This is a genomic window from Nocardia sp. NPDC051787 (assembly GCF_040681325.1).
In the GTDB taxonomy this organism is placed as follows: Bacteria; Actinomycetota; Actinomycetes; order Mycobacteriales; family Mycobacteriaceae; genus Nocardia.
On the sequence record NZ_JBFAYO010000034.1, the window covers coordinates 23,535 to 41,650 of the forward strand.

The window sequence follows — 18,116 nt, forward strand, 5'->3', positions numbered from 1 at the left end:
TCGGTATCCCTCAACGGGCGCGCAGGTAAACCGACAGCAGGTTCGTGAGCTGGTCGACGCTGGCCCGGCTGCCGGGCGCGAGATGCGTGCGGTTTCCGGTGAAGCGGTCGAAGACCGCGCCCTCTAGCACGGCGACGAAGTCGGCGGCGGCGGTCTCCGGGTCGGCGGAACCTTTGGCGCGGAAAAGTTCTCGTGCATGCTCGACGGAGAACAAGCTGTGCGCGAGTCGGGCGCGCAGTTCGGCGTCCGCGCGTAGTTCCGCGAGCAACGCATGCCGGGCGATCAAGTGGTTGCCACGTTCGGCGAGCAGCCGATCGACCCACATCGCGATCGCGCGTCCGGCCAGGTCGGGATCGAGCGCGGTGTCCCCCGTGCCGGAGATCTCCAAGCTCGGTCCGGCGGCGGTGAAGTCGGCGCGTGAGCGCTCGGCGATGCGGTCCGCGATGCCAACGAGCAGTGCGCGTCTGGTGCGGAAGTAGTAAGAGGACGAACCGGCAGGCAGGTCGAGCGCGGTGTCCAGCGCGCGGTGGGTGAGCGAGCGGATTCCTCGCGTCGCGATCAGCTCGATGGCGGTGTCGACGAGCAGCACACGCCGGTCGATTGTGGACATGATCACCTTTCCTGGCCACCGGTCGGGCCGTCCTCTACAAATGTAGAGGACGAGGAGGTGTCATGGAACCCGGCGTGATGCAGTGGGATGCCGATCAGGTGCGGACGGCGGCGCGGCTGCGTGAGTTGCTCGATCGGCGTGGCACGCCGATCCGGCGCCATCGCGGCATCTACCTGCACGGCAGGCCGGGGCGCGGCAAAACCATGCTGATGAACCGGTTCTTCGCCGAGATCGCCTCGGAGCGCAAGCGGCGCTACCACTTTCACCAGTTCTTCGCCCGGCTGCACGCTGCGGCACACGAATCCGGCTCGATCGACGCCGCGGTGGATGAGCTGCTCGGCGACGCTCTGCTGATCTGTTTCGACGAGTTCCACGTGCACGACATCGGCGACGCGATGCTCATCGCACGGCTGCTGGACGTGCTGTTCGCCCGTCGCGTCGTCTTGGTGGTGACGTCGAACTATCCACCGCATGAGCTACTGCCCAACCCGTTGTTCCACGACCGGTTCGTGCCGGCGATCGAACGCATTCTGGCGCGCATGGACGTGGTGTCGGTTGACGGCCCGATCGACTATCGCGCTCTGAACTCTCGAAAGGATTGCCGAACGGGATTCGCCGCCGGGCGATACATCGTGCCTCCGGAGCGACGCACGTCGCATGACGTCGAGGCGCTATCCGATGGCTCTGGGAATGTCGAGATATTCATCGGCGCACGGACATTACGCGCCATTGCCGCCGATGGCACCCTTGTCATCGACTTCGCCGATTTGTGTGGTGTACCAACCTCCGCGGCTGATTATGTTGTACTTGCCCAACGTTTTCAGCGCTGGGAAATCCGAGATATCCCTCTGCTCGAGGAAGTTCCGCCGGACCAGGCGATGCGATTGGTGAACGTGATCGATGTCCTCTATGACGCCGACTGTGAACTCACCGTGGTCGCGGCCGCGGCGCTGCATGAGCTGGTCCAGGACGTTCATGGAGTGCCGGATATCTCACGTTTGACAAGCCGACTTTGTGAATTGTCCCAACGCGCGCCCGCTGTGGCCCGGTAGTCGCCGTTCCTGCGGTGCGGCGCGATGTTCCCACTACCGGGGCGGTTTAAGAGGAGGAACTCCGAAGTATTCGATTCCATCCCGAGCGGACCGCCCGGCATGTAACTATGTGGCTGCTTTGTGCAGTACTCAGATGTGGTGGTAACGCAGTGACCCGGGCGCGAGCGCCGATATCGCGCGTGATCGTGCTGATCACGCTGCTGGCGCTTGCCGTCATCGCCCTGCGCGGATACATCCCAGGAATTATCGAAGCCGAGCCGCAACGGCGTGTTCCGTCCGCGGTGTCGGTCGCGCTCATGCCGGTCTTGCTCACCGTATCGATGGTGATCCTGCTGGCGGGTGTGATCGCCAGCCAGCATCGCCTGCCGCTGGCCATGCCCGAGCCGGAACGTGCCGAAGAGCGCCAGCAGTGGCGGCTCGGGCGGATGGGCTTGGCGGTGCTCGGGGCGCTGGCGATGTTCGCCCTGCTGGTCGCCGCCGGATCCGCGATCTACTTCATCGGCGCGAGCGGTCCGAGCGAGCCGGCGCGCCCGGCGGCGCCCGCCACAACTACGGGTGCCCCGCCGGAGTTCGGGACACCCGCGCCGACCGAACCCGGCCCGGAGTCGTCGGAACTGACCGGGATGGCTCTGGTGCTGGCCGGTATAGCCGCCGCAGGGTTGGTGACAGTGGCCCTGACCGGCCTGGTCGTGGTCACGGTGGCGTCCCGGCGCAAACCGGTGCCCGCCCCGGGGCCCGCCGCACCAGGGGCGCCCACCGTGGTGGACTCGCTGGCTCGCGCGGCCGAGATGGGCCTTGCCGCGATGAACGCGCCCGGCCAGGACCCGCGCACCGCGATCATCGCCTGCTATGTCGCGATGGAGCGCGGCCTCGCCTCCGGCCGGTCCGCCGCTCCGCTGATCTCGGACACTCCGATGGAGGTACTGGCCCGCGCGTTCGAACGGGGCGCGCTGCACGACGCGTCCGCGCGCGAGCTGGTCGCGCTGTTCGAGGAGGCCAGATTCAGTCCGCACGCCATGCTCGAGTGGCAGCGCATGCGTGCCCAGCAACTGCTGCGCATCGTGCTCGCCGACCTGCAAGGGGAGGTGCCCGCGTGATCCGGCGGCCCCCGGCGCGGCGGCTTGCGTCACGACGCCCGGGCCCTGGCCGTGCCGGAAAGAGCGCCGCATGATCGGTCAGGCCCGGAGGCGGCAGCTCACGTCACCACGCATGGCCCCCGGTCATGCGAGAAAGGATCCGGCATGACCCGGGTGGCGGCCGTGATCACCTGCGTGATCGCCGTCGCGGTGGTCGAGTTGGTGGCCGTGGAGCGAGCGCGCGGGTTGCTGCTGATCGTCGCGGGTATCCCGGTGGCGATGGCGCTGGGCTGGCTGGTCTGGTCGTTGCTCGACCGGTCCGGCGCCGGGGAGGAACCCGAAATAGACGAGATGGAGAACGGTCCCGCGGAGATGTTGCAGCGCTGGCACGCCAGGGCGCAGATGCTCGCGGACCGCGCGGATGGCACCCGCGCGGAGTGGGACCGCCACTTGCGTCCGTTGCTGGCCAAGGAGTTCGAACTGTCCGCCGGTCAGCGGGTGGCGAAGAACCGCAGGGCGGTCGAAGCGGCGGGTATCCACCAATTCGGCCCCGAACTGTGGCGATGGGTGGATCCGGCCAATTCGGCGCTACGTGATCAGACCAGCAGGGCACCGGGACGTGCGGCGCTGGACGAGATCCTGAGCCGCCTGCAGAGAATGTGAAATGGGTTGAGGCAAGTGCGAGTACACAAATGACGATGCCGATGGATGTCACCGTCCAGCGCAGTGAGGCCGTGCTCCGGGAACTGTCCCGGGTCGTGGTCGGCAAACAGGACGAGTTGCAGTTGATCATGATCGCGGTGCTGTCCGGCGGGCACGTGTTGATCGAGGACCTGCCCGGCCTCGGCAAGACGCTCATCGCGAGGTCGTTCGCCGCCGCGCTCGGGTTGCAGTTCACCCGCGTGCAGTTCACCCCCGACCTGCTGCCCGCCGACCTGCTCGGATCGACCATCTACGACATGTCCTCCGGCCGGTTCGCCTTCCGGCGCGGGCCGGTGTTCACCAACGTGCTGCTGGCCGACGAGGTGAACCGCACTCCGCCGAAGACCCAGGCCGCGCTCCTGGAGGCGATGGCGGAGGGACAGGTCAGCATCGACGGCGAGACCTTCCTGCTTCCGCAGCCGTTCGTCGTGCTGGCCACCGACAACCCGATCGAGTACGAAGGCACCTACCCGTTGCCGGAAGCCCAGCTCGACCGGTTCGCCATCCAGCTGCGCCTGGGGTACCTGTCCGAACAGGACGAGACCCAGATGATCCGGCGAAGGCTCGAGCGCGGAGCGCAGCAGCCGCAGGTCAACCAGGTCGTGGACGCGAACGGTCTGCTGGAGATGCGGCAGTCGGTCGAATACGTGACCGTGCACCCCGACGTGGTCAGCTATGTCGTCGCGCTGGCCACGGCGACCAGGGGACATCCGCAGGTAGAGGTGGGCGCGAGTCCGCGCGCCGAGCTCGACCTCGTGCAGATGTCCAGGGCGCGGGCGCTGCTGCTCGGCCGCGACTACGTGGTCCCCGAAGACGTGAAGGCGCTGGCCGTTCCGGCGATGGCGCACCGGATCACGCTGCGGCCGGAGATGTGGGTGCGCCGCATCCGCGGCGAGGACGTGATCACCGAACTGTTGCGCCGTCTGCCGGTCCCGCGCGCCAGCGTGACATGAGGCATCGCGACGCCAGCTCCGCGGTCGACGCCGAATTGCGGTGGCGGCCCGCACCGCTGGTCTTCATGCTCGCGGTGTGCGCCGCGGCGGCCCTGGTGCTGGCGGTGATCCTGGGCAGGTGGCAGCTGGTCGTGTTCGCCGCGCCGTTGCTCGGCGTGCTGGCCACTGCGCCGTGGCAGCAGTCCGCGACCAGGATCCAGGTCGACGGCGGCGGCACGCTGCGCTGTTTCGAATCCGAGGAGGTGACGCTCACCGTCGCCGCCTTCGTCGAGAAGGGGCACGCACTGCTGCGGCTGAAACCGCGGCTGATTCCCGGACTCGGGCTCCGGGTCGAGGAGGCCAGCGATTCCGGCGTCGCGCCCGCCGGTCTGCGCCTATCGCTCACGGCGGATCGGTGGGGCCGCTACCCCGTTTCGGTGCGCGTGTCGGCGCTGAGCCCGGCGGGACTCGCGATCGCCACGGCCGTGTTGCCCGCGGGTGAGCTGTTCGTCTACCCGATCACCGATCCGCAGCGGATGCGCTTGCCGCGCACCGAGCTTCCCGAGCGGCTGGGCATCCACCTGACCCGCAGGCACGGCCCCGGCGTCGAGTACGCCGACATCCGCGCCTACGCTCCCGGCGACCAGTTGCGCATCGTGAACTGGCCGGTGAGCGCGCGGCGCGGGCGACTGTACGTCACCGAACGACTGACCAACCGTTCCGCGGATGTCGTCGTGCTGGTGGACACCTCGCAGCAGGCGCCGGGGCCGGCCACCGACTCGCTGGAATTGTCGGTGCGCGGCGCGGCGCAGGTGGTGCAGTCGACGTTGCAGGCGGGCGACCGGACCGCGGTGGTGTGCCTGGGCCAGGCGCCGCGCTGGCTTCGGCCGGATATCGGACGCCGCCAGTTCTACCGCATCGTCGACACCGTGCTCGACGTCGGCGACGAGCACATTCCGACCACCGGTACCCTCGCGCCGCACGCGGCCGTGCCGCTCGGTGCGATCGTGGTGGCGTTCTCCACGCTGCTGGACACCCAGTTCGCGCTCGCGCTGATCGACCTGCGCAAGCGCGGGCACGTGGTGGTCGTGGTGGATGTCCTGCGCGGTACCCCGTTCCGCGAAGACCTCGACCCGATCCTGGCCAAGATGTGGCAGCTCGAGCGCGCCGCGATGTACCGGGACATGGGCACCGTCGGCGTCGACATCGTGGCCTGGCCGCAGGATGCCCGTCTGGATCAGATCATGCGCGTGCTCCCGGAGCACCGCAGGACGGTGCGGGTGCGCCGATGACCCGATTCCTCGCCGTTCTCTCCGGGGTGCTGCTGGTGGCGTCGGTGGCGCTGCTGGAGCCGTTGGTCGGCGTGCCCGCCCTGATCCTGGTCGCGCTCGGCTGGTGGTACCGGCCGCCGGCGGTGTGCGCGGTGCTGCTCGCGGCGGGTGTGCTCGCGGTCGCCGACGGGGGCGTACTTGCCTCCGCGGCAACGGGATTGGTGGCCACGACCTATCTGCTCAATGCCGCGACGGTGACCGCGCCGCACGGCGTGGTGCCCACCACCATCCCGTCCGTGGTCGGCGCGGTCGGCTTCGCGGCGGTCGCGGTCGGCGCCGCACTGATCCCGCTGCGTCTTACCTGGGCGCCCGTGGTGGCACCGGTCCTGATCGTGGTGCTGTTCGCCCTGGTGATCCAGGGCGCGGCGGCCCGTCGCGCACCCGGCGACCGGGAACTGAGGCCGTACGGCGGGCCGTGACCGCGGTCGTGCTCGAGCCTCCAGTCCGAGCCACCGTCCTCCGGCAGGCTTGATGTCGGCCAATACGCAACGAGCGCGTCCACGCTCGGAGGCGGCGAGCGGGCCGCGGACGGTGGATATTCCGTTCGCGACCCGCATATCGCCGTCAGGCGGACACTGTTGCCTTCTCCCGCTGGAGTTCCAGGGCGATGTCGATCAACTGATCCTCTTGCCCGCCGACGAGTTTGCGCTTGCCCGCGCGGACGAGCATTTCGGCGGCGGAGACGCCGTAGCGCTCGGCTTGACGTTCGGCGTGCTTGAGGAAGCTGGAGTAGACGCCCGCGTAGCCCATCATCAGGGCCTGACGGTCCAGCAGGCATTCCTGCGGCATCGCGGGACGGACGACGTCTTCGGCGGCGTCGGCGATGGCGAAGAAGTCGATACCGGTCTTGATGCCGAGCTTGTCGCACACGCCGACCAGCGCTTCGACCGGTGTATTGCCCGCGCCGGCACCGAAACGGCGTGCACTGCCGTCGATCTGGGTGGCACCCGCGCGGATGGCGTAGACGGAGTTGGCCACGGCCAAGTCGAGGTTCTCGTGACCGTGGAAACCGACTTGGGCGTCCCCGCCGAGTTCGGCCACCAGCGCGGCGACGCGGTCGGAAACCTGTTCCAGCAGGAGAGCTCCGGCGGAGTCGACGATGTAGACGCACTGGCAACCAGCGTCGGCCATGATGCGTGCCTGCTTGGCCAGCACCTCGGGCGGCTGGGTGTGCGACATCATCAGGAAGCCGACCGTTTCCAGCCCGAGTTCGCGCGCGAGGCCGAAGTGCTGGATCGACACGTCGGCTTCGGTGCAGTGAGTGGCGATGCGGCAGATGGACGCGCCGTTGTCCTGGGAGATCTTGATGTCTTCCGTCACGCCGACACCCGGCAGCATCAGCACGGCGATCTTCGCCCGCTTGGCCGTCTCGGCGGCGATGGTGACCAGTTCCTGTTCCGGCGTCTTGGAGAAGCCGTAGTTGAACGACGAGCCCCCGAGTCCGTCGCCGTGGGTCACCTCGATCACCGGAACGCCCGCGCCGTCCAGCGCGGCCACGATGTCGCGGACCTCGGTGGCGGTGAACTGGTGGCGCTTGTGATGCGATCCGTCGCGCAGCGAGGTGTCGGTGACGCGGATGTCGAGTTCTGCTGAATAGACCATGTCGATAACTCCTTTACACCCGGGCCGAGGTGATCTGTTCCGCGATGACCTCGCCCACCTGCGTGGCGGCGGCGGTCATGATGTCGAGGTTGCCCGCGTACGGCGGCAGGAAGTCGCCCGCGCCCTCCACCTCGACGAACACCGACACCTTGGCCATGCCACCGGACACTACCGACGGCTCGTCGAACTGCGGCTCGTTGAGCAGCCGGTAGCCCGGCACGTACTGCTGGATGTCGGCGACCATCCGGTGGATGGAGTCGGCGATCGCGTCGGTGTCGGCGTCATCGGGAATGGCGCAGAAAATGGTGTCGCGCATGATCATCGGCGGCTCGGCCGGGTTCAGGATGATGATCGCCTTGCCGCGCTGCGCACCGCCGATGGTCTCCACGCCACGGCTGGTGGTCTTGGTGAACTCGTCGATGTTCGCGCGTGTTCCCGGTCCCGCGGAGACCGATGACACCGACGCGACGATCTCCGCGTACGGCACCGGGACCACCCGCGACACCGCGGCGACGATCGGGATCGTCGCCTGCCCGCCGCAGGTGATCATGTTGACGTTCGGCGCGTCGAGGTTGGCGCCGAGGTTCACCGGCGGCACCACGGCGGGCCCGACGGCGGCGGGTGTGAGATCTACGGCCCGGATGCCTGCTTCGGCGTAACGCGGGGCAGCGGCACGGTGCACGTAGGCCGAGGTTGCCTCGAAGATCAGGTCCGGCAGTTCGGACTGCCGGAGCAGCCAGTCGACGCCCTCGTGCGAGGTCTCCAGCCCCAGCCCGCGGGCCCGCTTCAGACCTTCGCTGTCCGGGTCGATCCCGATCATCCAGCGCGGCTGGATCTTCGCCGAGCGCAGCAGTTTGTAGAGCAAATCGGTACTGATATTGCCGGACCCGACGATCGCGGCGGTGACGGTCCCGTTCGCGGACACGACAGCCTCCCTAAGTGAATTGCAGACGGACAGAACCGAGTCCGGCGAACTCGGCGTGGAATGCGTCGCCCGGGCGGGCGTCGATGGCGCGGGTGCACGACCCGGGTAGCACGATGTCACCCGCTTTCAGCCGGACGCCGAAGCTCGCGACCTTGCGCGCCAGCCAGGCGACCGCTATCACGGGATCGCCGAGCACGGCGTCGCTGCGGCCCTCGGCGACCACCTCGCCGTTGCGGGTGAGCACCGCGTCGATCGCCTTGACGTCGATGTCCGCGGGGGCCACACGCTGGGCGCCGAGCACGAAACCGGCGGAGGACGCGTTGTCGGAGATGGTGTCGGCCAGGCCGATGTTCCAGTCCTTGATCCGCGAGTCGATCAGCTCGATGGCGGGTGCGAAGGCGACCGTGGCGGCGAGCACGTCCTCCTCGGTGCAGTCGGCTCCGGGTAGATCCGCGCCGAGCAGGAAGCCGACCTCCACCTCGACGCGGGGGAACAGGTAGCGGCCCGCTTCGACCGGAACGTCTTCGTAGACTTCCATTTCCGCGAGCAGATGACCGTAGTCGGGCTCGTCGACGCCCATCATCTGCTGCATGGCCTTCGAGGACAGGCCCACTTTGTGCCCGACAATGCGGGCGCCGCCGTCGAGCCTGCGCCGGATGTTGATCAACTGGATCTCGTAGGCGTCGACCACGTCGATCTCGGGATGCCTGGCGATCAGCGGATCGATCGCCACCCGCTCGCGCTCGGCGCGTTCGAGTTCGTCGGCCAGTTCGGTTCGTACCGTGTCGGACAGCACGCTAGTTTCCTTCCACAGTTGCTTGATCGAGCGCCGAGACCTGCTCGCCCGCCGCGGACCGGCCGGCCCTGCGGCCGGAGAAGACGCAGTCGGCCAGCGACAGACCGCTGACGTAGGACTTCGAGCAGATGCCGATCGCGGTGCGGCCGGCCGCGAAGAGCCCCGGAATATCCGTGCCTTCGGTCGATTTGACCGCGCCGGACCGCTCGTCCACGACGACGCCGCCGAGGGTGAGCATGGGGCACGGATTGGTCAGGCTCGGTTTGATGCCCACATCCAACAGCCAGTACGGGCCGCTGCCGACCGGTTCGGTGAACTCCGCGGGCTTGCCGACCGGATCGGGGGCGCCGGTCTCGATCGCGGTGTTGTGCGCCTCGACCGTCGCGCGCAACCCCGCGGGGTCGATACCCGCCTTGGCCGCGGCTTCTTCCAGCGTGGCGCCGCGAACCGCGGTGCGCCGCATGGTCTCGAACTGCCCGCGCTGGAACCAAGCGCCCTGCTTGCCGATCTGCCCGATCGCGGAGCGCAGCAACGCGTTGTCGGCCAGCAGCCAGCCCTTGCCGCCGTGCTCGGTGATCAGCGCGTGACCGACGGCGGCACCGTAGCGTGTCTCGTCGATGACCCGCCGACCGGCGGCGTCAACCAGCAGTGCGCCGGTGAAAGCACTCGGTGGCAGGAGGAATCGCCATGCGGAGATGTTGTCCATGCGGTCGACGGCCGCGCCGACCTGCTGTGCCATGAGAATGCCGCTGCCGTCGTCACCCGTGGTGCCGAGCGCGAGACCGCCACGGTAGGCGGGTGCGTACAGCCGCACCATGTCGCGATTGGCGATGAAGCCGCCCGCGCTGAGCACCACCCCGCGCCTGGCCAGGACGCGAATCGTGGTGCCGTACCGGCGTTCCAGCCCGGCCATCCGCCGTTCCAGCCTTCGGCGCAGCGGTGGGTAGTAGATGCCCGGCTTGGCCGCGATATTCGCCAAACGGGTGTAACGGTCTCGCACCCGTCCGGGCGCGTCACGCAGCGTGTGGCATTCCACGCCGATCACCGCACCGGTGCCGTCGCTGATCAATCGGATAGCTCGCGTGAGGGTTTCGACGTGCACGCCGAGCCGGGACGCGGCGGCCGCGAGCGGGCCGGTGAGCTTCTTGCCGGAGGTACCCCGGCCCTTCACCCGATGTCCGCGCTGGGCGGCCGGGATATCCCGGAACGCCCCGGAGATCTCGCTGCCGGAGTAGTACAGGTAGTAGCGGTCGTTCGGATAGGAGGTCTTGTATGGGCACAGCGAGGCTTCGAACGGAACGCCGTGCCCCTTCAGCCACTCGATCAGTGCCGGGCTTTCCTCGACGAACCGGCGCAGCGTCGCAGGGGTGACCGCGTCGCCGACCTCGCGCTCCAGATAGGCGTACATCGCTTCCGGCGTGTCCTCGACCCCCGCCGCACGCTGCACCGAGGTCCCGCCGCCCGCGTAGATGATGCCGCCGGACAGCGCCGACGCACCGCCTCCCGCGAACCGCTCCAGCACGAGCACCTGCGCGCCCGCCGCGGTCGCCTCCAGCGCGGCGGCCGCACCCGCGGCGCCGTATCCGACCACGACAACGTCGGTGGCCAGGTCCCATTCGAGGCCCATGTTCCTCACTCCGGTCCGAAACTGAAACAAGTTTCCTCGACAAATGGAACGTCGAGCAAGTCTTCTGCCACACAACATAGACCAATGGCGCGTCCATTCTATAACGTGTTCTACATGACTGATCGGGAATACGACGTGGTGGTGGTCGGCAGCGGCGCCGCCGGCATGACCGCCGCCCTCACCGCGGCCCAGCACGGGCTGAGCGTGGTGGTCATCGAAAAAGCCGCACACTACGGCGGGTCGACCGCACGCTCCGGCGGCGGCGTGTGGATCCCGGGCAACAAGGCGTTGCGTGCGTCCGGTCGGCCCGACGACCGCGAGGACGCGCGGACGTACCTGCACAGCATCATCGGTGACGTCGTGCCCAAGGAACGGATCGACACCTACATCGACCGCGGCGCCGAAGCCTTCGACTTCGTGCTCGATCACACGCCGCTGAAGATGCGCTGGGTGCCGGGCTACTCCGACTACTACCCCGAGGCGCCCGGCGGCCGCGCCGAGGGACGCTCCTGTGAACCGAGGCCGTTCGACGCCAAGATCCTCGGCGCGGAGCGCTTCAATCTGGAACCGCCCTACAGCAAGACGCCGCTGAACGTCGTGGTCACCCAGGCCGATTTCAAGCAGCTCAACCTCATCCGGCGGCATCCGCGCGGCATGCTGCGCGCCATGCGGGTCGGCGCGCGCACCACCTGGGCCCGGATCACCGGCAAGCATCTGCTCGGCATGGGGCAGGCGCTGGCCGCCGCGCTGCGCAAGGGGCTGCTGGAGGCGGACGTGCCGCTGCTGCTGAACACTCCGCTGACCCGGCTGATCGTCGAGGACGACCGGGTCACCGGCGTCGAGGCCGAACATGAGGGGGAGACCGTCCACTTCGCTGCTCGCTACGGCGTCGTGCTGGCCACCGGCGGCTTCGAGCACAACCCGGAGATGCGGCATGCCTACCAGCGCGAGCCCATCACCACCGAATGGACCACCGGCGCGCCCGCCAACACCGGCGACGGCATCAACGCCGGTCTCGAACTCGGTGCCGCCGTCGACATCATGGCCGACGCCTGGTGGGGGCCGACGATCTTCAAGGGCGGCAAGCCCTGGTTCTGCCTGGCGGAGCGCAATCTGCCCGGCTGCATCATCGTGAACGCCGACGGGAAGCGTTTCGGAAATGAGTCCGCTCCTTACGTCGAGGCCGTGCACACCATGTACGGCGGCGAGTACGGCCAGGGCGATGGCCCCGGCGAGAACATCCCCGCCTGGCTGGTGTTCGACCAGCGCTACCGCAACCGCTACATCTTCGCGGGGCTACAGCCCGGCCAGCGGTTTCCGTCCCGCTGGATGGAAAACGACCTCATCGTGCAGGCGCCGACGCTAGCCGAACTGGCCGCGAAGATCGGCGTGCCGGAGCAGAACCTGGCCGCGACCGTCGAACGGTTCAACGGCTTCGCGGCCACCGGCCTGGACGAGGACTTCCACCGCGGAGACAGCGCCTACGACAAGTACTACGGCGACCCGACGATCAAGCCGAACCCGTGCTTGGCCGCGCTGGTGGAGGGGCCGTTCTACGCGGCGAAGATCGTGCCCGGCGATCTCGGTACCAAGGGCGGCCTGGTCACCGATACCGCGGGCCGGGTGCTGCGCGAGGACGAGACCGTCATCGAGGGCCTGTATGCCTCGGGCAACGTCAGCGCCCCGGTGATGGGCCACACCTACGCGGGCCCCGGCGCCACCATCGGCCCCGCGCTCACCTTCGGCTATCTGGCGGTCCTGGACATCGCCGAGCGCAAGAAGGAACAGCCTGCCACGGCCATCGCCGGGGCGTGAGGTGATGTCACGGCTCGACACCCAGGCCTGGCCACACGGGCCGAATCCGTCCCGCCGAGCGGACAAAGCAGAGCCGGGCCGGTGTCACGGCCTGCAGGATTGATCCGTGGCGGCAGGTCCGCGACATGAAGATCCGGTGCGTCCCGGCGCAACACGCCAGCCCGGATTCGTCCACAATCATGCACAAGGAGAAGTGATGCCCATCGACCCGAAGACCGCGCTCGGCGCGGAGCTGCCCAGCCGGGAATTCGCCTGGACGCCGTCGGACGTGCAGCTCTACCAGCTCGGTCTCGGCGCGGGAGCGCGCTGGACCGACCCGGCCGAACTGCGCTACCTCGACGATCGGGAACCACAGGTGCTGCCGACCTTCGCGACCGTCGCGCCGACGCTGCACGAGACCGAGCCGCCGAAAGTGAGCTTCCCCGGCATCGATATCGATCTGGCGAAGGTGGTGCACGGTCACCAGGAGATCGAAGTGCATCGGCCGATCCCCGCCGCGGGCAAGGCGACCAGCACCGGTCGGATCGCGGAGATCTGGGATAAGGGCTCGGCGGCGGTGGTGGTGCAGGAACACACCGTTACCGGTTCCGACGGAGCGCCGCTGTGGACGGCGCGGTCATCGATCTTCGCCAAGGGCGAGGGCGGCTTCGGCGGCGAGCGCGGACCCAGCACCAAGACCGAGTTGCCGGACCGGACACCCGATTTCGACGTCACCACGCCCACGCTGCCGCAGCAGGCACTGCTCTACCGGATGTGCGGGGACCGCAACCCGTTGCACTCCGACCCCGAATTCGCCCGCGCGGCCGGTTTTCCCGCGCCTATCCTCCACGGGCTGTGCACCTACGGCATTGTCTGCAAAACCGCGACCGACACCGTGCTGGACGCCGACGCGCGCCGGGTCACCGGATTCCGCGCCCGATTCGCAGGCGTGCTCTACCCCGGCGAAACGATCCGAACACGCATCTGGCGGCAGGACGACGCGCTGACCATCGCGGCGACCGTCGTGGACCGCGACGACGCACCGGTCCTCGCCGACGTCACGCTGCGATTCCGGCCCGCCTGACGTAGGCCGAGGCGGCTTTGGGGTCCGGATGGACGGTCGGATGCTCTCCGGTTTGCGGGATAGTGCGGAGACTGATCATGCGGGCGCGAGAACACCGGTGACGAAGGACAGCACATCCGGCCAGGGGCGCACAACGCAGTCGAATCGAGGTTATGGTCCCGAAGGACAGGGATCTTGTTGATCCGCAAGCGGATTCAGGCACACAGCGGCGCTGGCGGAACCGTGGGTGCGCAGGTACTCCCGACGAGGTGAACTCGCCCGGTTCGTGGCCGTTGGCGATCGGCGCCCTGCACGCGTGGCCCACCCGGGTCATCGGCGGTACCGCGGCCAGGAAGAGGCTTTGCGCCTACGGCAGCCGAGGTAGCGGGAAGCGCAGTTCGGCGGCGGCCAGCTGCTCCTTGATCTCGGTATCGGCCTTGACGTGCCGAACGGAGCCGCCTTCATCGATGACCGACTGGGCGAGCTCGTCCAGGATGTCCTCGGTCTGCCGGACCGGGTCGCCGGACACCGGGCACTCGTCGCCGGAAAGACCGAGCCAACCGCAGCTGTCGCAGACCACCCCGTCGACCATGGCTCCCTCCTGGATCAGCTGGGAATTCACGGCTTTCACGGTGCAGGCCCGCAGGCAGTTCGCGACGCCGAGCGCGGCCTGGCCGCCGGTGGCGACCTTTTCCAGCAGCTCGCCGACCAGACTGACGTCGATGTCGCGCTCGTAGCGCGTGACGATCTCGGCGGCGTCCTGTTTGAGTTCGCCCAGCGTCACCGTGTTCGGGTCGACGGTGAACGTGCCTGCGACCCGCTGGCGCAGCTCGCGGGGCAGCGTGTCGAGAAAGTGCGGTATCTCGTCGCGGTGTCCACCAACGGCAAGCAGGTCGTAGTCGTCGGCGTCGAAGAGTTCCGCCAGCTCGGCCGCCGTCCGCCGGTAGTGCTTCTTGGCTAGCTCCTGCACTTTGTGGTGCACCCGGTTCTCCTCGCGGTCCCCGGCGTAATTCGGGTTGCGCAGTGCGGGGTCGGCGATCGTGCGGGCATCCTCGATCTCCTCGGCGAACAGTTCCCACACCAGCGCGCTCGCGCGGTCGACCACCGCGACGCAACAGCGGGTGTATTCCTCGAGCACGGCCAGCATCGGCCGCGTCCACGCGGTGTTGTCGACCACGACCCGGTCTCGGACGGCGTGCGGCAGCTGCACCGCCTCGAACAGCCCTTTTCCGCTACAGGAGAACATCGCGACCGCGCCGGGCTGCCAGTAGTCCGACTGGACCGTCTGGCGGAACCGTTCCAGGTCGTCGCGCACCGACAGCCTGGCCGCTCGCTCCATCGATCTGTCCTTGGCCATCGGGTTGATCCCGTCCGCCATGCTGTTCACCCGGCTCAGCAGCCCGGAACGATCTCCTGGATCGACCGGCACGTGCGCGTACATGGATACGACGGGAATCCCGTGGCCCCGCATCCGATGTATCCGGGCGATCGTCTCGGCTGTGATCATGGCTCCTCGCTTCCACCCGGTCGGCGCCACCGGTCAGCGGCGCCGCTGACACCACGGCGTTACCGGCAGCGCGGAGGGACCTCCGTCGGCACCGGACGTCTCGCCCTGATTGTTCTCGGTAGCGGACGGCCGCACCTGGACCTGCCGGGTCCAGTAACACGGCGCCGACTCAACCGGCCGGGCCGACCACCGCTCGTCCCGGCGGCGATCATCTCGCGCAGAGTACTGCGATCAATCTCTCCGGCGGAATCGAATGCGGCCGGTCGCTGACCTGTCCGTCGCCGAGTTCCACCAGACGCCACACCCGATCGGCGCGGAGGGCGAAATCCGCAGTCACGAAGGGGAGACCAAGACCCGAAATGGTGGGCGCGACCGTGTCCGGATCGAATTCGGTGGTGGGCATGTCCTCGGAACTGTCGGGGTGGGGTCCGATCAATTGGCACTTGCCGTCGATCCACCAGGTACGAACCTCGGCCGAGACGAAGTTCTCGAACTGGCGGAGAACGAATCCGCCGGTCACGTCGTCGCCGCGGAGCTCACGGAACCTGCATGCCACTCGCCAGGCGGCGTCCGCCTCATCCACCTCGGGAAGAAACGCCGCTTCGTGCCAATAGTGCTTCATCGATTTGGTGTAGTCGCGGATAACCGCAGCTCCGGTGCCCAGTTCTCGGCATGCCCGATCGAAAGCGTCGCGATCGTATCCGGTGGTCCATACCGACCGCGGCGTCAGATCGCAGAGGTCGTGATACCACCCCGGTAACTCATGCACCCGACGGTACTGCTCGGCGCTGGTCCGCAGGATGACGTCGCGCCGTCGCAATGCCTGGTCGAACGCCGCGTACTGCTCGCTGCGCAGCATCCAGCCGCGATAAACCGCCGCACCACGCCCTCGGATCCGGCGTACCGCTTCGCCCGCACCGCCTGGACGGGTCAGGGCATCGTGGTCGACAAGAGCGACATCCATCCCAGCGGCCCGAGCGGCATCCGCCTCGTCGGCGAAATGTTCATCGGCACGCTGCGGACGCAGCACGTCAGCTGGAACAAGCAGAATCACAGACCGTATCCTCGCGCCCCGGCACGCAATCCCCAACCGATTTCCGGCCGGTCCAGCCTTCCCCTTCGCTCAATTCCGCGAGGATCCGCCGCAGCTGAGTAGTGCGCTCGGCGGGAGTCCGCGCCTTCATCAGCTGCAGGAAGAACGCATACTGTCCGGTGCGGTCGAGTCGGTCGAATCTGCTTCGGGCGCACGGGTTCTCGACAAAAGCGGCGTTCAGGTCGGCGGGGCAGGTGGCAGTGCGCTGGGGCTCGTAGGCGGCAGACCAGCGGCCGTCGGATTGTGCCGCGGCGATGGCGGCGAAGCCGGAGGAGCGCATGCGCCCCGAGGCGATGAGTGCCTCCGCTTTGGCGACGTTCACCTTGGACCACGGGCTCTTCGGGCGGCGCGGTGAGTAACGCTGAAGGTAGTGATCGGCATCGAGGCTGCGGCGGTGGCTGTCGATCCAGCCGAAGCACAGCGCGCCGTCGAGGGCCTCGGTGATGGTGATCGTCGTACCCGACGCACTCTTCTTCGCGATCTTCAGCCAGACATCCGCGGCGCGGTCGTGGTTGTCGGCGAGCCAACCCTCCCACTGGGTGTGGTCGGCGCAGGTGAGGATTTCGGTGCCGTCGAACTGATCCATGGTGATCTCCGGGGTAGCAGTGCTGGTCCTGCATCCATCCTCGACCTTGAAGTGCTCATCAATTGAGCACTTTGAATGACGGCGTCATCGGCGTGGAACGTCAGCGGCAAGGCGCGGCGCTCTCGGTTTGGCCGATCCCCTGACGCATCTCCGGTGATATATTGTATGCAATACAAGATATCAACAGGGGTGTGTCATGACTCGTACCGTAATCGACCTCGATGACCAACTGGTGGCCGATGTGTCTAAGGCGCTGGGCACCGGAACGAAAAAGGAGACGGTGAACGCGGCGCTTCGGGAAGTGTTGGAGACTCGTCGTCGGGCGCTGGCTCTCACCCGTCTGCAGGATGCTGTCGCCGACGGCGCGTTCGACCTGGATGTCCTCGAGGACAAGCGCAAATACCGTCGGTGAGCGCGGCTCAGTTCCTCATCGACACGAGCGCTCTGGTCCCGCTCCTCAGAGGGAACGACGAGGCGCTCGCCTGGCAGCGCGCCGCCGCGGCCGGGCTGATTGCGATCTGCCCGATAACCGAACTCGAGTTCTTCTTCAGCGCACGCTCCGCAGCCGACCGTGAGCGAGCGGTCGAAGACATGCGGTCGCTCTTGGGCTGGGAGCCGGTCGATGATCGCGCGTATGACCGGGCCTGGGCCGTGCAGGGAGAACTGACGAAACGAGGGCAACGTCGCAGCGCCGGCCCGGTCGATTTGGTCGTGGCCGCCACCGCCGAACTGCGTGGGCTGACGTTGCTGCATCGGGACCACGACTTCGAGTGCATCGCCGCAGTGACCGGCCAGCCACATCAGTGGCTCGGCTCGAGCTAGTCGGCGCGGAGTCCGCCGACTACAACCAGGTGTCCAGGGTCGTGGTCGTGAGGAAGTGTTCGAGGTCGGCGCGCCAAGGGGCCGGGGTGGTTTTCTCGGGTTCGATGGCGGTGTACTGGCCGCGGTAGAACAGCAGGGGGCGGCCCGTGGCGGTCGTTTCGGAGAGGGCTTGGACTCGGCCGATGACGATGTAGTGGTCGCCGCCGTCGATGACGCTGTCGACCTTGCACTGGATGGTGGCCAGGGCGTCGTCCAGGACCGGAAGCTCGAGGTCGGAGGTGTGCCAGTCGGCGCCGGCGAACTTGTCGGGCTCGCGGGAGCCGAAGCGGGCGCACAGTTCGCGCTGCTGTTCGGCGAGGACGTTCACGCAGAAACGTCCGGACTTCTCGATCGCCGCCCAGGATCGGGAAGCCTTGGTGGGGCAGAACAGCACCAGCGGCGGTTCCAGGGAGAGGGCGGCGAACGACTGGCAGGCGAATCCGATCGGGGCCTGGTCGCCGTCGAAGGTGGTGATCACGGTGATGCCGGTGCAGAACTGCCCGAGCACGTTCCGGAACTGCCGTGCATCGATCTCGGCTCCGTCCGAGGTCATCGTTTC

At 67.9% G+C, this 18,116-nt stretch carries 19 protein-coding genes; 10 read left to right on the plus strand and 9 right to left on the minus strand.

All coding sequences use genetic code 11. The features are described from left to right. Positions 1 to 10: 10 nt before the first annotated feature. Positions 11 to 610 carry a transcriptional regulator gene (locus AB0M45_RS28350; RefSeq protein WP_364335469.1) on the minus strand — a complete coding sequence of 200 codons (600 nt, stop codon included), beginning with the start codon at positions 608 to 610 and terminating at the stop codon, positions 11 to 13. Between the two features lie 62 nt (positions 611 to 672). On the opposite strand from AB0M45_RS28350, the gene zapE reads away from it, so the two are divergent. The 6 genes from zapE (at position 673) to AB0M45_RS28380 (ending at position 6,122) form a co-directional block, all read left to right on the plus strand. Next, complete coding sequence (gene zapE, locus AB0M45_RS28355; RefSeq protein ID WP_364335471.1) at positions 673 to 1,662, plus strand: cell division protein ZapE; 990 nt, start codon at positions 673 to 675, stop codon at positions 1,660 to 1,662. Positions 1,663 to 1,811: 149 nt separating this feature from the next. Then, positions 1,812 to 2,759 carry a DUF4129 domain-containing protein gene (locus tag AB0M45_RS28360; protein WP_364335473.1) on the plus strand — a complete coding sequence of 316 codons (948 nt, stop codon included), beginning with the start codon at positions 1,812 to 1,814 and terminating at the stop codon, positions 2,757 to 2,759. Positions 2,760 to 2,903: 144 nt separating this feature from the next. Continuing rightward, a complete protein-coding gene (locus AB0M45_RS28365) occupies positions 2,904 to 3,401 on the plus strand; it encodes a hypothetical protein (RefSeq protein ID WP_364335475.1) in 498 nt (165 codons plus the stop codon). A 29-nt stretch (positions 3,402 to 3,430) separates the two neighbouring features. Beyond that, positions 3,431 to 4,393, plus strand: coding sequence for a MoxR family ATPase (locus AB0M45_RS28370; protein ID WP_364335477.1), 963 nt, complete (start codon positions 3,431 to 3,433; stop codon positions 4,391 to 4,393). Next, the gene (locus AB0M45_RS28375) at positions 4,390 to 5,664 is read left to right on the plus strand and encodes a DUF58 domain-containing protein (protein WP_364335479.1); all 1,275 of its coding nucleotides are present in this window, start codon (positions 4,390 to 4,392) and stop codon (positions 5,662 to 5,664) included. The genes AB0M45_RS28370 and AB0M45_RS28375 overlap by 4 nt, the downstream gene beginning before the upstream one ends. Continuing rightward, positions 5,661 to 6,122 carry a hypothetical protein gene (locus AB0M45_RS28380; protein ID WP_364335481.1) on the plus strand — a complete coding sequence of 154 codons (462 nt, stop codon included), beginning with the start codon at positions 5,661 to 5,663 and terminating at the stop codon, positions 6,120 to 6,122. The genes AB0M45_RS28375 and AB0M45_RS28380 overlap by 4 nt, the downstream gene beginning before the upstream one ends. Before the next feature lie 145 nt (positions 6,123 to 6,267). On the opposite strand, the gene dmpG is transcribed toward AB0M45_RS28380, so the two are convergent. The 4 genes from dmpG to AB0M45_RS28400 are packed head-to-tail and all read right to left on the minus strand — an operon-like array spanning position 6,268 to position 10,653. Beyond that, positions 6,268 to 7,305: a 4-hydroxy-2-oxovalerate aldolase gene (gene dmpG, locus AB0M45_RS28385; RefSeq protein ID WP_364335483.1), complete on the minus strand. Its 1,038-nt coding sequence runs from the start codon at positions 7,303 to 7,305 to the stop codon at positions 6,268 to 6,270. A 13-nt stretch (positions 7,306 to 7,318) separates the two neighbouring features. Then, a complete protein-coding gene (locus tag AB0M45_RS28390) occupies positions 7,319 to 8,230 on the minus strand; it encodes an acetaldehyde dehydrogenase (acetylating) (protein WP_364335485.1) in 912 nt (303 codons plus the stop codon). Between the two features lie 10 nt (positions 8,231 to 8,240). Continuing rightward, positions 8,241 to 9,026: a 2-keto-4-pentenoate hydratase gene (locus AB0M45_RS28395; RefSeq protein WP_364335487.1), complete on the minus strand. Its 786-nt coding sequence runs from the start codon at positions 9,024 to 9,026 to the stop codon at positions 8,241 to 8,243. 1 nt (position 9,027) lies between these two features. Continuing rightward, on the minus strand, positions 9,028 to 10,653 hold the full coding sequence (locus tag AB0M45_RS28400; RefSeq protein ID WP_364335489.1) for an FAD-binding protein: 1,626 nt from the start codon (positions 10,651 to 10,653) through the stop codon (positions 9,028 to 9,030). A 114-nt stretch (positions 10,654 to 10,767) separates the two neighbouring features. On the opposite strand from AB0M45_RS28400, the gene kstD reads away from it, so the two are divergent. Together kstD and AB0M45_RS28410 are read left to right on the plus strand one after the other, a co-directional pair. Next, positions 10,768 to 12,468, plus strand: coding sequence for a 3-oxosteroid 1-dehydrogenase (kstD, locus tag AB0M45_RS28405; RefSeq protein ID WP_364335491.1), 1,701 nt, complete (start codon positions 10,768 to 10,770; stop codon positions 12,466 to 12,468). A gap of 196 nt (positions 12,469 to 12,664) precedes the next feature. After that, entirely contained in the window at positions 12,665 to 13,531 is an 867-nt protein-coding gene (locus tag AB0M45_RS28410) for a MaoC/PaaZ C-terminal domain-containing protein (RefSeq protein ID WP_364335493.1), read from the plus strand. 346 nt (positions 13,532 to 13,877) lie between these two features. Here the strand turns inward: AB0M45_RS28410 and AB0M45_RS28415 are convergent, their stop codons facing one another. The 3 genes from AB0M45_RS28415 to AB0M45_RS28425 all read right to left on the minus strand — a co-directional run bounded on the left by AB0M45_RS28415 (position 13,878) and on the right by AB0M45_RS28425 (position 16,696). Continuing rightward, positions 13,878 to 15,017, minus strand: coding sequence for a hypothetical protein (locus AB0M45_RS28415; protein WP_364335495.1), 1,140 nt, complete (start codon positions 15,015 to 15,017; stop codon positions 13,878 to 13,880). Between the two features lie 208 nt (positions 15,018 to 15,225). Continuing rightward, on the minus strand, positions 15,226 to 16,071 hold the full coding sequence (locus AB0M45_RS28420; protein WP_364335497.1) for an ATP-grasp domain-containing protein: 846 nt from the start codon (positions 16,069 to 16,071) through the stop codon (positions 15,226 to 15,228). Beyond that, complete coding sequence (locus AB0M45_RS28425; RefSeq protein WP_364335499.1) at positions 16,049 to 16,696, minus strand: YdeI/OmpD-associated family protein; 648 nt, start codon at positions 16,694 to 16,696, stop codon at positions 16,049 to 16,051. Before AB0M45_RS28425 ends, AB0M45_RS28420 begins: the two co-directional genes overlap by 23 nt. Before the next feature lie 196 nt (positions 16,697 to 16,892). Between AB0M45_RS28425 and AB0M45_RS28430 the strand changes: the two genes are divergently transcribed. Next, on the plus strand, positions 16,893 to 17,108 hold the full coding sequence (locus AB0M45_RS28430; RefSeq protein ID WP_040773354.1) for a type II toxin-antitoxin system VapB family antitoxin: 216 nt from the start codon (positions 16,893 to 16,895) through the stop codon (positions 17,106 to 17,108). Beyond that, complete coding sequence (locus AB0M45_RS28435) at positions 17,105 to 17,518, plus strand: PIN domain nuclease (protein ID WP_364335502.1); 414 nt, start codon at positions 17,105 to 17,107, stop codon at positions 17,516 to 17,518. Before AB0M45_RS28430 ends, AB0M45_RS28435 begins: the two co-directional genes overlap by 4 nt. A 19-nt stretch (positions 17,519 to 17,537) precedes the next feature. Here AB0M45_RS28435 and hsaB read toward each other — a convergent pair whose 3' ends face one another. Continuing rightward, positions 17,538 to 18,110, minus strand: coding sequence for a 3-hydroxy-9,10-secoandrosta-1,3,5(10)-triene-9,17-dione monooxygenase reductase subunit (gene hsaB, locus AB0M45_RS28440; protein WP_364335504.1), 573 nt, complete (start codon positions 18,108 to 18,110; stop codon positions 17,538 to 17,540). Positions 18,111 to 18,116 lie beyond the last annotated feature (6 nt).

Coding starts and splice junctions, on each gene's coding strand:
- AB0M45_RS28350 (WP_364335469.1), bottom strand. CDS start 610: ATGTCCACAATCGACCGGCGTGTGCTGCTCGTCGACACCGCCATCGAG.
- zapE (WP_364335471.1), top strand. CDS start 673: ATGGAACCCGGCGTGATGCAGTGGGATGCCGATCAGGTGCGGACGGCG.
- AB0M45_RS28365 (WP_364335475.1), top strand. CDS start 2,904: ATGACCCGGGTGGCGGCCGTGATCACCTGCGTGATCGCCGTCGCGGTG.
- AB0M45_RS28370 (WP_364335477.1), top strand. CDS start 3,431: ATGACGATGCCGATGGATGTCACCGTCCAGCGCAGTGAGGCCGTGCTC.
- AB0M45_RS28375 (WP_364335479.1), top strand. CDS start 4,390: ATGAGGCATCGCGACGCCAGCTCCGCGGTCGACGCCGAATTGCGGTGG.
- AB0M45_RS28380 (WP_364335481.1), top strand. CDS start 5,661: ATGACCCGATTCCTCGCCGTTCTCTCCGGGGTGCTGCTGGTGGCGTCG.
- dmpG (WP_364335483.1), bottom strand. CDS start 7,305: ATGGTCTATTCAGCAGAACTCGACATCCGCGTCACCGACACCTCGCTG.
- AB0M45_RS28400 (WP_364335489.1), bottom strand. CDS start 10,653: ATGGGCCTCGAATGGGACCTGGCCACCGACGTTGTCGTGGTCGGATAC.
- kstD (WP_364335491.1), top strand. CDS start 10,768: ATGACTGATCGGGAATACGACGTGGTGGTGGTCGGCAGCGGCGCCGCC.
- AB0M45_RS28410 (WP_364335493.1), top strand. CDS start 12,665: ATGCCCATCGACCCGAAGACCGCGCTCGGCGCGGAGCTGCCCAGCCGG.
- AB0M45_RS28415 (WP_364335495.1), bottom strand. CDS start 15,017: ATGATCACAGCCGAGACGATCGCCCGGATACATCGGATGCGGGGCCAC.
- AB0M45_RS28425 (WP_364335499.1), bottom strand. CDS start 16,696: ATGGATCAGTTCGACGGCACCGAAATCCTCACCTGCGCCGACCACACC.
- AB0M45_RS28430 (WP_040773354.1), top strand. CDS start 16,893: ATGACTCGTACCGTAATCGACCTCGATGACCAACTGGTGGCCGATGTG.
- hsaB (WP_364335504.1), bottom strand. CDS start 18,110: ATGACCTCGGACGGAGCCGAGATCGATGCACGGCAGTTCCGGAACGTG.